This is a genomic window from Amycolatopsis rubida, from assembly GCF_900115345.1.
GTDB classification, from domain to species: Bacteria; Actinomycetota; Actinomycetes; order Mycobacteriales; family Pseudonocardiaceae; genus Amycolatopsis; species Amycolatopsis rubida.
Genome location: NZ_FOWC01000017.1, coordinates 47,365 through 59,590 on the forward strand (window position 1 = coordinate 47,365; position 12,226 = coordinate 59,590).

At 70.5% G+C, this 12,226-nt stretch carries 10 protein-coding genes; 6 read left to right on the plus strand and 4 right to left on the minus strand.

Translation table 11 applies throughout. From position 1 onward, the window contains the following. Positions 1–883: 883 nt before the first annotated feature. The gene (locus BM362_RS39335) at positions 884–1,981 is read left to right on the plus strand and encodes an MFS transporter (RefSeq protein ID WP_093576596.1); all 1,098 of its coding nucleotides are present in this window, start codon (positions 884–886) and stop codon (positions 1,979–1,981) included. Between the two features lie 48 nt (positions 1,982–2,029). Here BM362_RS39335 and eno read toward each other — a convergent pair whose 3' ends face one another. Next, entirely contained in the window at positions 2,030–3,304 is a 1,275-nt protein-coding gene (gene eno, locus BM362_RS39340; protein WP_093576597.1) for a phosphopyruvate hydratase, read from the minus strand. Between the two features lie 295 nt (positions 3,305–3,599). Here eno and BM362_RS39345 point away from each other — a divergent pair, with 295 nt between their 5' ends. Then, the gene (locus BM362_RS39345; RefSeq protein ID WP_093576598.1) at positions 3,600–5,135 is read left to right on the plus strand and encodes a purple acid phosphatase family protein; all 1,536 of its coding nucleotides are present in this window, start codon (positions 3,600–3,602) and stop codon (positions 5,133–5,135) included. Positions 5,136–5,277: 142 nt separating this feature from the next. Then, a complete protein-coding gene (locus BM362_RS39350) occupies positions 5,278–6,501 on the plus strand; it encodes a cytochrome P450 family protein (protein WP_198545459.1) in 1,224 nt (407 codons plus the stop codon). Positions 6,502–6,533: 32 nt separating this feature from the next. Here BM362_RS39350 and BM362_RS39355 read toward each other — a convergent pair whose 3' ends face one another. Further along, entirely contained in the window at positions 6,534–7,628 is a 1,095-nt protein-coding gene (locus tag BM362_RS39355) for a CaiB/BaiF CoA transferase family protein (protein ID WP_093576599.1), read from the minus strand. Positions 7,629–7,839: 211 nt separating this feature from the next. Here BM362_RS39355 and BM362_RS39360 point away from each other — a divergent pair, with 211 nt between their 5' ends. Further along, entirely contained in the window at positions 7,840–8,097 is a 258-nt protein-coding gene (locus BM362_RS39360) for an antitoxin (RefSeq protein WP_093576600.1), read from the plus strand. Positions 8,098–8,677: 580 nt separating this feature from the next. On the opposite strand, the gene BM362_RS39365 is transcribed toward BM362_RS39360, so the two are convergent. Continuing rightward, the gene (locus tag BM362_RS39365; protein WP_093576601.1) at positions 8,678–9,310 is read right to left on the minus strand and encodes a class I SAM-dependent DNA methyltransferase; all 633 of its coding nucleotides are present in this window, start codon (positions 9,308–9,310) and stop codon (positions 8,678–8,680) included. 59 nt (positions 9,311–9,369) lie between these two features. Next, complete coding sequence (locus BM362_RS39370) at positions 9,370–10,254, minus strand: ornithine cyclodeaminase family protein (protein WP_244287428.1); 885 nt, start codon at positions 10,252–10,254, stop codon at positions 9,370–9,372. A gap of 93 nt (positions 10,255–10,347) precedes the next feature. On the opposite strand from BM362_RS39370, the gene BM362_RS39375 reads away from it, so the two are divergent. Both BM362_RS39375 and BM362_RS39380 read left to right on the plus strand, forming a co-directional pair. Beyond that, positions 10,348–10,986 carry a GntR family transcriptional regulator gene (locus BM362_RS39375; protein WP_093576603.1) on the plus strand — a complete coding sequence of 213 codons (639 nt, stop codon included), beginning with the start codon at positions 10,348–10,350 and terminating at the stop codon, positions 10,984–10,986. Beyond that, positions 10,983–12,206, plus strand: coding sequence for an MFS transporter (locus BM362_RS39380; protein ID WP_093576604.1), 1,224 nt, complete (start codon positions 10,983–10,985; stop codon positions 12,204–12,206). Before BM362_RS39375 ends, BM362_RS39380 begins: the two co-directional genes overlap by 4 nt. Positions 12,207–12,226: the final 20 nt, after the last annotated feature.

Consider the following 12,226-nt stretch of genomic DNA (forward strand, 5'->3'; position numbering starts at 1 on the left):
ATCGGCACTCGTCATCCGCCCCGCGCCGGATCCGCCAAGACGAACTGCCACGCACCGAACGCAAGCTCCGACGATCCACGGCGGCCACATCCCCGCGACGCACGCCCTACGACCGGACCGGGTTTTCGCTCCGTACGGAAGAAACAGCAGAACACACGCGACTCTTTGCGCACGGCAAGGTAAGGTCCAGGCCATGACGTCGCCGGAGGCCAGCAGACGGTAGCCGCCCAGCCGCAAGCTGGGCGGCGGAGTGACGGGTGCCGGGTTCACCCGGGCTGGGCTGACCGGCGAAAGCTTCACCACAGACACCGTGCAGGTGAGCTGTGCCCTCAGCAGGCGCTCGTGAGTGTTGATGCCGGTTAGAACCGGCATCAACACTCACGACAGCCAGGCGCAGCCAATCGGCCCGCCGTGCGCGAGCGATCGCGTCGGCGGCAAGGCCAGCCAACCAGCGCCAAGCCTGCGCACGGTGGCCACGTCGTGGTGAAGTCTGACGCCACGGGCAAAGCTTGCCGTTCGAACGCGCTCCGGCGAAGCCTGGGCACAGCAGAGCCACCGGCAAAGCATGCTTGGTGCCGTCGCACCGCTCGCCAAGCGTGCTCAGCACCGGGGCCCTCACTGGCAAGCCCGCTCAACACCGCAGCACCGCTCACCAAGCGTGCTCGGCGCTGCGGGCAAAGCCTGCTCAGCACCGCAGTATTCGGACGAAGCCTGCTCGCAGCCGCCAGGCCGCAGCAAAGCTCCGCCCAGCGCAACTGCGGCCAGGCACCCCGGCCAACCCGCGGGCTGCCGCGCCCGAGCCCGAGGCGCCCCACTCCGCACGCGAACCGTCCTCAGTCCTCCGGCGTCTCCGGCGCCGACAGCTATTCGGAGTCGATTCCTCTTGCCTCCCCTCATTTTCCTCCTAGCCGGCGCAGTCTTCGCCCAAGGCACGTCCGAGTTCGTCCTCTCCGGACTCCTTCCCCAGATCGCCGCGGGCACCGGCGTCTCCCTCGGCACCGCCGGGCTGCTCACGTCGCTCTTCGCGGCCGGAATGGTCGTAGGCGCACCAGTTCTCGCGATGCTCGGCAGCAAATTGCCGCGCAAGCAGGCACTCCTCGCCTTCCTGGGCCTCTTCTCCGCAGTACACGTCATCGGCGCCCTCACCACCGGTTTCCCGGTCCTGCTCGCCACCCGGGCCCTCGCGGCGTTCGCCAACGCTGGGTTTCTCGCGATAGCGCTCGCGTCGCTGCCCGCATTCGTCCCGGCGGACGCAGTCGGGCGGGCGACTTCCGTGCTGTTGTCCGGTGTCACGCTCGCGTGCGTCGTCGGCGTTCCGGCCGGGACAGTCCTCGGCCAGTACGCCGGGTGGCAGGCCGCGTTCTGGGCTATCGCGGCGATCACGTCAGCGGCCGCCGTCGCGCTGACCCCGGCAAAGTTCGACAACCCGCCAGTCACCAGCCCGGTGTATCGCGAGTGGCGGGTCCTCGCGCAGCCGCGCGTCGCGGCCACCGTGGGCAAGGGGGTTCTGGTCAACGGCGGGACGTTCGCGGCCTTCACCTACCTCGGCACGATGACCTCCCCGGCCGGATGGGTTCCGGTCGTGCTGGCGATGTTCGGAGCGGGATCGTTCGCCGGCGTCACGATCGCGGGCAAGGCAGGCCCGGGGATCCTCAAAGCGGGCACGGCAGTGCTGACCGCCGGGTGGGTGGCGGCGTATTTCGCGGCGCAGAGTCTTCCCGGGCTCATCGCAGCGGCATTGCTCACCGGGGCGATGGCGTTCGGCACCGGGTCCGCGTTGATCGCTGCGATCGTCACCTCCGCCGGCAATGACGCACCGCGGGTGGCCGGGGCGATCGCGACCACGGCGTTCAATCTCGGCGCGGTGGTCGGGCCCGCGGTGGCGGGGGCCGTCGTCCTCGATGCGGCGCACGCGCGTGCGGCGTTCTGGGTCAGTGCGGCCTTCACCGCCGCGGCGATGTTCCCGCGAGTGAAGAAATAAAGAAAGGCGGCCCGGGCCAGAACCCGGGCCGCCGCGGAAAAGACAAGTTCAGCGCAGGGTGTCCCAGCCCGCGTAACGAGCCTCGGTGCCCAGCTCCTCCTCGATGCGGATCAGCTGGTTGTACTTCGCCGTGCGGTCCGACCGCGACAGCGAACCTGTCTTGATCTGGCCACAGCCGGTCGCCACCGCGAGGTCGGCGATGGTGGTGTCCTCGGTCTCGCCCGAACGGTGCGACATGACCGCCGAGTAGCCCGCCTTGTGCGCGGTGTCGACGGCGGACAAGGTCTCGGTCAGGGTGCCGATCTGGTTGACCTTGATGAGGATCGAGTTGGCGATGCCGCGCTTGATGCCATCGCGCAGAATCTCGACGTTCGTGCAGAACAGGTCGTCGCCGACAAGCTGCACGCGGTCGCCGATGCCGTCGGTCAGCTGCTTCCAGCCGGCGTAGTCGTCCTGGGCCAGACCGTCCTCGATCGACACGATCGGGAAGCGCTCGGTCAGCTCGGTCAGGTACGCGACGTGCTCCTCGACGCTGCGCTTGCGGCCCTCGCCGGTGTAGTCGTAGACGCCGTCGCGGTAGAACTCCGACGCCGCCGGGTCCAGCAGCAGCGCGATGTCCTTGCCCGGCTCGTACCCGGACTTCTCGACCGCGCGGACCACGAACTCGAGTGCCTCGTCGGCCGACCCCAGCTGCGGCGCGAACCCGCCTTCGTCGCCGACATTCGTGTTGTGTCCCGCTTCGTGCAGCGATTTCCGCAGCGTGTGGAACACCTCCGAGCCCATCCGCACGGCCTCGGCGAACGTCTCCGCGCCGACCGGGCCGATCATGAACTCCTGGAAGTCGATCGGGTTGTCCGCGTGTGCGCCGCCGTTGACGATGTTCATCATCGGCATCGGCAGCAGATGCGCGTACACCCCGCCGACGTAGCGGTACAGCGGCAGCGTGTTCGCCGCGGCGGCCGCCTTCGCCACCGCCAGCGAGACCCCGAGCGTCGCGTTCGCGCCCAGGCGGGCCTTGTTCCCGGTGCCGTCGAGGGCGATCAGCGCGCGGTCGACGTCGGCCTGCGCCTCCGCCTCCATGCCGACCACGGCGTCGGCGATCTCGCCGTTCACCGCGTCGATCGCCTTGCGCACGCCCTTGCCGTGGAACCGCTTCGCGTCGCCGTCCCGCAGCTCCACGGCCTCGCGCGTGCCGGTGGAGGCCCCGGACGGCACCGCCGCGCGGCCCGCCGACCCGTCCGCCAGCACCACGTCGACCTCGACCGTCGGGTTGCCCCGGCTGTCGAGCACCTCACGGCCCCGGACCCGGACGATGCCTGTCATAACGCTCCTCGGAGGTTCGAGCCGAAGCACTCAGCGCACGCTCCGTGAAGCGCCCCGGCAGCAACGCGGCACCACGGCGAGCCGCACGTCACCCCGGAGGCTAGCAGAACTGTTCTGAATCGATCCGGGAAAGCCTCGAAAATCCACTGTGGACAGTCCGGGAACCTTTTCCCGGCAAAGGGAACGAACCGGAACTCCACGCGGGGACACTTCACGTCCCGGACAGCCAGCGTTCATCGACGAGCCCCGCGGCCAGCATAACTTCGGTTCCGCCTGGGAGCCGGAGGAGGCCGTCATGTCCAACACCGTCAGCCGTCGAGGAGCATTAGGCCTCATGGGCGCGAGCGCTGCCGTACCACTGCTGGGCACTGGTACGGCGAGTGCCGCGCCCCTTGCGACGACCGCGGGCGGCGGCGCGACACCAGTGCAGGGTTTGCACCTCACGTTCGGCCGAGATCCCGCGCGGCAGATGGTGGTTTCGTGGCTCACCGACGGCCCGGTCCGCCGTCCCCGCGTCCTCTACGGCACGCTCAACGACGGCTTCGGTTCGTACGCGCCCGCGGTCACCCGCACCTACCTCGACGGCGCTTCCAACCGCACAGTCTGGGTGCACCACGCCGAGATCAACCGCCTCTGCCCGAACACCGAGTACCTCTACATCGCCCAGCACGAAGGTGCGACGCCCGACGCGGGCACGTTCCGCACCGCGCCCAGCGGGCGGTCCGCGTTCACCTTCACCAGCTTCGGCGACCAGTCCGCGCCGCAGGTCACCTGGGACCTCAAGGGCGCGCCCGCGCTCGACTTCTTCTCCACGCCGGCCGCGAAGGACATCGTCACCGGCATCGAGACCGTCGCGCCGCTGTTCCACCTGCTCAACGGCGACCTCTGCTACGCCAACCTCGACGTCGACCGCGTGCGCACCTGGAACAACTTCTTCGCCAACAACGCCCGCTCGGCGCGGTACCGGCCGTGGATGCCCGCCGCGGGCAACCACGAGATCGAGAAGAGCAACGGCGCGCTCGGCATGGACGCCTACCAGGCGTATTTCCAGCTGCCGTCCACCGAAACCGATCCCGAACTGGCCGGGCTCTGGTACGGCTTCACCGTCGGCTCGGTCCGGGTGGTCGTGCTGCAGAACGACGACAACTGCCTGCAAGACGGCGGCGACGTCTACGTCAACGGCTATTCCGGCGGGCGGCAGCTCGCCTGGCTGGAGAAGGAACTCGCCGCGGCACGGGCGTCGCGCGACGTGGACTGGATCGTCGTCGCGATGCACCAGGTCATGATCAGCACGTCCGACGCGAACGGCGCCGACCTCGGCCTGCGCGAGAAGTACGGTCCGCTGTTCGACCGCTACGGCGTCGACCTGGTGCTTTGCGGGCACGAGCACGACTACGAACGCTCCCTCGCCGTGCACGGCGTCGTCGCGGAAAGCGAAACGCTCACGCCGAACCCGGTCTCCGACGCGACCGACGACATCGACACGACGCACGGCACCGTGCACATGGTTCTCGGCGGAGGCGGCGTCTCCGGCACCACCAACGGCAGCTTCTTCGCCGACGGCACCGGAAAGGTGCTGACCGCCGTCGCGGACAAGCGGGATCCGGCCACGGGCAAGCGGAAACCGACCTACGTGCGCGAAAAAGCGGTGTGGAGCGCGGTGCGCGACCTCGACCACCCCTACGGTTTCGCCGCGTTCACAGTGGATCCCGGTCGCCGTCCGGGCGGCACGACGACCATGCACGTGACCTACTACAACGTCGCCAAGCCGACCGGCGAGCTGTCGGTGTTCGAACGGTTCTCGCTGCACCGCAAGCGCGCCGACGGCTGAGGTCAACCCCTTCTCCGGACCACCCCTCAAGCCGGACGGGACGATCCTTAGCCGCGCTACGCTTCCCGCGGACCCGGCGGCCGCAACGGACACCTCCCCCATCGTCCGTCCATTGTGGACTATCGGGCCGCGAGGAGCGCCCATGGACCACGCCGTCACCCCCTTCGTGCTGGACCCGGCGGCGCCGGACGTGCACGGCGAGGGCGCCCGGCTTCGCGCCCGCGGACCGCTGACCGTGGTCGAACTGCCGGGCGGAGTGCTCGCCTGGTCGGTCACCAGCCTGCCGCTGCTGCGCGCCCTGCTCGCCGACCCGCGGGTGTCGAAGGACGCCCGGCGGCACTGGCCCGCCTACCGGGACGGCGAGATCTCCTCCGACTGGCCGCTGCACATCTGGGTTTCGGTGCAGAACATGTTCACCGCCTACGGCGACGAGCACCGGCGGCTGCGGTCGCTGGTGTCCAAGGCTTTCTCGCCCGGCCGGATCGCCGCGCTGCGCCCGGTGGTCGCCGAGATCGTCGACGGCCTGCTCGCCGGCCTCGACGCCGGACCGCCGGAAACCGACCTGCGCGAGCAGTACTGCTACCGGCTGCCGATCGAGGTGATCTGCCGGCTGGTCGGCGTCCCCGAACAAGCGCGGCCGGGCCTGCGCACCGCGGTGGCCGGGATCTTCGCGACGTCGGCGACCGCGGAAGAAGCGACCGCGAACGTCGAGCTGCTGTACGGAATCCTCGCCGACCTCGTCTCGCGGCGGCGCGCCGAGCCCGGCGACGATCTCGCTACCGCACTGATCACCGCGCGTGACTCCGACGGCTCCCGGCTGAGCGAAGCGGAACTGGCGGACACGCTGATCCTGGTGATCACCGCGGGTCACGAGACGACGGTCAACCTGCTCGACCAGGCCGTGACCGCGCTGCTGACTCATCCCGGGCAGCTGCGGCAGGTCCTCGGCGGAAAACGCACCTGGTCGGACGTCGTGGACGAGACTTTGCGCTGGCAGGCCCCGCTTTCGCACCTGCCGCTGCGGTTCGCGCGAGAGGACATCGAGATCGGGGGCACGGTCATCCGCGCGGGCGACCCGATTCTTCCGTCCTTCGGCCCCGCCGGACGCGACGAGGACCACCACGGTCCGGACGCGCACGAGTTCGACCTGGCCCGCGAGGACAAATCAGCGCTCGCGTTCGGCCACGGCGTGCACTATTGCCTCGGTGCGCAGCTCGCCCGGACGGAGGCGGAGCTGGGCCTGCCGGCGTTGTTCGAGAGGTTCCCGGACTTGGCGCTGGCGGTGACCGAGGAGAAGCTGGAGCCGGTGCCGTCGTTCATCACCAACGGGCATGTGACGCTGCCGGTGCGGCTTAAGTCCTCGTGAGTGTTCGTCCCGGTTCTCACCGGGACGAACACTCACGACTCCCAGTCGGCGAGGACGGCCTCGGTGTCCGCGCCCGGCATCGGCGGCGGCGACGGCAAATCCGTTGTGCTGCGCGAAAATCGCGGTGCCGGAGCGGGCTGGACGATGCCGTCGAGCGTGACCAGGCCGGACCGCGCGGCGATGTGCGAGTGCCGGGGAGCCTCGTCGGGGGCGAGGACCGGCGTGACGCACGCGTCGGTGCCGTCGAAGGCCTCGGCCCATTCGTCGCGCGTGCGGCTGAGGAAGGCCCGGGTGAAGGCGGCGCGGAGGGTGGGCCAGCCGTCGCGGTCCAGTTGCGGCGGGAGGTCTTCCGCGGCGAGGCCGAGACCGTTCAGGAGAGCCGCGTAGAACTGCGGTTCCAGGGAACCGACGGCGACGTACCGGCCGTCCGCGCAGACGTACGTGTCGTAGAACGGCGCGCCGCCGTCGAGGAGATTCGTGCCGCGTTCGTCGGACCAGGAACCCAGGCCGCGCAACGCCCACATCATCTGGGCCAGCACGTTCGCTCCGTCGACCATCGCCGCGTCCACGACCTGGCCGCGCCCGGTCCGGCCGCACTCCCACACCGCCGCGAGCACGCCCGCGATCAGGAACATCGACCCGCCGCCGAAGTCGCCGACCAGGTTGAGCGGCGGCACCGGACGTTCGCCCGCGCGGCCGATCGCGTGCAGCACGCCGGTGAGGCCGAGGTAGTTGATGTCGTGCCCGGCGCGCTGGGCGAGCGGGCCGTCCTGGCCCCAGCCGGTCATCCGGCCGTACACCAGGCGGGGATTGCCCGCGAAGCAGTCGTCCGGGCCGACGCCGAGCCGTTCGGCGACGCCCGGGCGCAGGCCTTCGACCAGCACGTCCGCCTTCGCCGCGAGTCGCAGGACGAGTTCGCGGCCCTCGGGGGTCTTGAGGTCCGCGGCGACCGAACGGCGCCCGCGCAGCAGCGGGTCCGGCTTGCCGCCGCTGAGGTCGAGCGATCCGGAAGGCCGTTCCACCCGGACGACGTCCGCGCCCAGGTCGGCGAGCACCATGCACGCGTGCGGCCCCGGCCCGATCCCGGCCAGCTCGACGACCTTCAGCCCGCTCAACGGTCCCGCCACATGTCCTCCTCGGCTCCGGCGCCCCTTGCGGCGGCGACCCTACCGGCCTGCCGGACGCCGGCCCGGGCGTGTGGGGTAACCCACCCGTGGCCCGACCCGGGCAGAACCGGCGCCGAGCCTCACCCGAACCGGGGACTGGCGTCTCACGGCCGCGCCCTTCGGGTACCCGGCTGGTATCCATGGGTCACGAACAGATCAAGGAGGGTTTTCGATGAGCTTTTTCGACCAGGCCAAGGACAAGATTCAGGAATTCGCGGGCAACAACCAGGACAAGGTCGGCGACGGCATCGACAAGGCCGCCGAATTCGCCGACGACAAAACGGGCGGCAAGCACGGCGACCAGATCCGCCAGGGCGCGGACAAGCTGAAGGAGAACTTCGGCGGCGGCCAGGAACAGGGCGGCCAGCCGCAGGGCGGCGGCGAGCAGGGCGGCCAGCCGGGCGAGCAGCAGTGGGGAAACCAGCAGTAGCGAGGGCCGCGTCGGCCTGAGGTCCCGCGTTGCGCGGGAAGGCCGCGCGGATCGCCTCCCCGAGGAGACCTTGCGAACCGCGCGGCCCCGGGAAAAGCCTCGCGAACCGCGCAACTGCGGGAAGCCCGCGCGAATCGCCTTCCCAGGAGACCTCGTGAACCGCGCGGCCCCGGGAAAAGCCTCGCGAACCGCGCGGCCGCAGGAAGCCCGTGCGAATCGCCTCCCCGAGGAGACCTCGCGAACCGCACGACCCCGGAAAGCCTCGCGAACCGCGCAACTGCGGGAAGCCCGCGCGAATCGCCTTCCCAGGAGACCTCGTGAACCGCACGACCCGGGAAAAGCCTCGCGAACCGCGCGGCCGCGGGAAGCCCGTGCGAATTGACGGCGGCGGTCGGTACGATCCGGCCGCCGCCATCAATTGCGCGACAACCGCGCCGGGCGAGGCGGGGTGGCATTTTCCGCACAGTTTCCGGCGTAGTCATCCGGACAGCGCGAAAATGCCGCTCCGTTTCCGGCGACACGGCGCAACACCGAAATTATTTCACGATTCGCTGGCCAGGGCGCGGTTTCCCCGGCTCGCTCAGCCGGGTTTGCGGGCCGAGATCAGGACGTGTTCCTCCGGTTCCGCACCCGGTTTGCCCGGTGCGAACGCTTCCGCCCGGGTTCCGGTCACCTCCAGTCCGGCCGCGCGCACCCGGTCGGCCAGCGCGTCCGCCGGGAAGCTGGTCACCCGGATCGAGTGGCCCAGGAAGGCGACCGGCACATCCTCGACGTCGGCGGGCACGGTGACCAGGGCGAACCTTCCGCCCGGCGCCAGCCAGTCCGCGATCCGGCCGAGCGCGCGCTCCGTTTCGAGCCGGGTCAGCTGCAGGAACGCGAAGAAAGCGCACACGGCGGCCCACCTTCCCGGTTCCGACTCCCATTCCCGCAGGTCAGCTTGCACGAACTCGGCTTCGGGCACCTGTTCGCGGGCGATCCGCACCATCTCCGCGGACACGTCGATCCCCGTCACCCGATGTCCGGCGGCGGCAAGATCTGCCGCGGCGGGGCGGCCGGTTCCGCTGCCGATGTCGAGGACCCGCGCGGCCGGCGGCAGCACCGCGAGCAGCTCCCGCACGGCAGCGTCGACCACCGGCCGACGGCCGAACGCTTCCTCGTACCCGGCGCCGATCGCGTCGAACAGTTCCGCCGCGGTGGTCAGCTCCTCGGACATCCCGGTCTCCCCTCGCCGTCGAAGGGCCCCAGGCTATCCGCACCTGCCGACAATTTCGGTCACTCGGCAGCTTCGTAGGCGGTCGCGGCGACCACCAGGTCCTCCCAGGCCATCCCGACGCTCTTGAACAGCCGAGGTCCCGGCGACACCGCGAAGCCCCGAGCCAGTGCCGCGAGCGAGACAAGATCATCCGCCGCGAGCACCCCGGATTTTATTGCCAGCACGACATCTCCAGCCTCGCGAGTAGCCGCGCCGATCCCTTCGACGACCACTGTGGACCGTCCGATAAGGACATCGTCGACTTCCCGCGCCTCCGGTTCGTGCGAGCCGACGGCGACCACGGTGGCGTGCTCGGGGACTTTCGCGCCGTCGAACACGGGGACGCGCGACGAGGTGCAGCAGGCGACCAGATCAGCTGCGGAAACGTCGTCCGGAGTGCCGGCCCGGGCGAAGGGGTACTGCGCGGCGAGAGCTTGCGTACGCTCCGGGTTGCGGCCGACGACCACCACGTCCCGCACCGGCCGCACGGCACGGAGGGCTTCGATGTGGCTCTGCGCCTGCGGACCCGTCCCGAACACCACCAGCCGTTCCGCATCCGGCACGGCGAGCAGGTCCGCTGCCACCGCGGAGACGGCCGCCGTGCGCACCGAGGTGAGCGCGACGCCGTCCAGGAGCGCCATGGGCGTGAGCGTCGGGCCGTCCATCAGCAGGTAGTGGCCTTGGATCCGCGGCAGGCCCCGGGCCGGGTTGCCCGGCGCGACGGACGCGACCTTGACCCCGGCGTAACGGTCCCAGAACGCGGGCATGAGCAGGAACTGCCCGGTGGGCACGGGCACGACGGACCGGGGCGGGTCCTGGTCAGGGTCGAGGCCGCCGGCCAGCGCGGCGCGGACGGCATCGACGGCTTGCTGGACAGTCGGGCGGGCATCAAGGAGCAATCGCACTTCCGCAGCATGGCACAGCGCACCGACAGACCTGCTGAGCCGCAGGTCACAACGGCTTAGATACAAGATGGGATGCATGCTAGCGTCTCAGTCGTGAAAGCGTTGAAACCCGCCGCCGACCGCGCGTACGAGCTCACCAAGGAACTCGTGCTCACCGGCGAACTGCCCGGCGGGCACCTGTTCAGCGAGGGCGAGATCGCCGAGCGGCTCGGAGTGAGCCGGACGCCGGTGCGCGAGGCGTTCCTGCGGCTGCAGGTCGAGGGGCTGCTCAACCTGATCCCGAAGCGCGGCGCGATCGTCGTGCCGATCACCCCGGGCGAGGCCGAGGACGTGCTCGAAGCCCGCGAGGCCGTCGAAAGCGCGGCGGTACAACGGCTCGGCCGTCGCCCGGAATTGATCCCGGCGGCGCTCGATCGGCTGCGTGCGGTGCTGGCCGCCCAACGGCAGCACGCGGAGGCGGGCGACGTGCCTGCGTTCGCGGAAGCCGACGCGCTGTTTCACCGCATGATCGTCGAGGCGGGCGGCAATACGCTGCTGCTCGGCTTTTACACGACGCTCGCCGACCGGCAGCGCCGGATGAACGTCCACGCGCTCGCGCCGATCCCGGCCCGCCTGCCGCAGGTCGTCGACGAGCACGAAGAGCTCCTGAACATCATCGCGGAGGCCGAGACGAAGGCCGCTGCCTTCGCCCCGGCCCTGCGAGCACACCTGGATTCGGTGCACCGTCGATGACCACTGCAGCTGACCGCGCCCACCTGCCTGAAACACCCGGAACGACCGCCCGCCCGGCCTGGTTCCCGGCCGCCGCCGCGGTGTTCGCGGCCGGATGGGGCGGCAACCAGTTCACCCCGCTGCTCGTGATGTACCACGCCGCGGGCTACTCCGCGTTCACCGTCGACGCCCTGCTCGGCGCCTACGTCGTCGGCCTCGTGCCGGGGCTGCTGCTGTCCGGCGGACTGTCCAATCGGTACGGTCGCCGTCCGGTGATGTTCGCCGGCGCCGTGTTGTCGTTGCTGGCGAGCGTGCTGCTGGCGCTCGGTCCGGCCGGCGCCGGGTGGATCGCCGCAGGCCGGTTCCTCTCCGGGATCGCGGTCGCGGTCGCGATGGCCGTGGGCTCCACCTGGATCAAGGAACTCGCCGACGCCGACCCGCACAGTGCGGCCGACACCGGGACCCGCCGCGCGGCACTGTGCCTGACCCTCGGGCTCGGCATCGGCCCGGGCGTCGCCGGAGTGCTCGCGCAGTGGGGGCCGTGGCCGATGGTCCTCCCCTACCTGGTCCACATCGGACTCGCGCTGGTCTCGCTCGCCGCGGTCACGCGCAGTCCGGAAACGCTCGCTGCCCGGACCGATTCGGTCCGCGCCGCGGTGCCCCCCACCACGCGGCATCCGCGGTTCCGCCGGGTGATCCTGCCTGCCGCGCCGTGGATCTTCGGTTCGTGCGGCGTGGCGTACGCGATCCTGCCGCAGCTCGTCGAGCACCGGACCGGGTCGTGGGCGCTGGCCTACTCCACCTTGCTCACTGTCTGCGCGATCGGCGCGGGCGTGGGGATTCAGCCGATCGCCAAGCGGGTCGACCGCGCCACCAGCGCCCGGGCCGTGCTCACCGGGATGGCGGTGCTCTGCGCCGGGCTCGTCTTGAGCGTCTTCGCCGCGGCGCGGGAATCGCCCTGGATCGCCCTCGGCGCGGCGATTGTGCTGGGCGCCGCTTACGGCATCGTCGTGGTGTCCGGGCTGCTGGAATTGCAACGCCTCGCCCGGCCGGACGAAATCGCGGAACTCACCGGCGTGTACTACGCGCTGGCGTACATCGGATTCCTCCTGCCGTCAATTTTAGCCGCCCTGAACGGAGTAGCGGGCTACCCGGTGCTGCTCGGCTGCGTCGCCGTGGTCGCGATCGCGGGAACCCTTGTGGTGACCCGGCACTCGCGCCGGCACCTGCCTCAGGACTGACCCCGATTCCGGCAAACGGG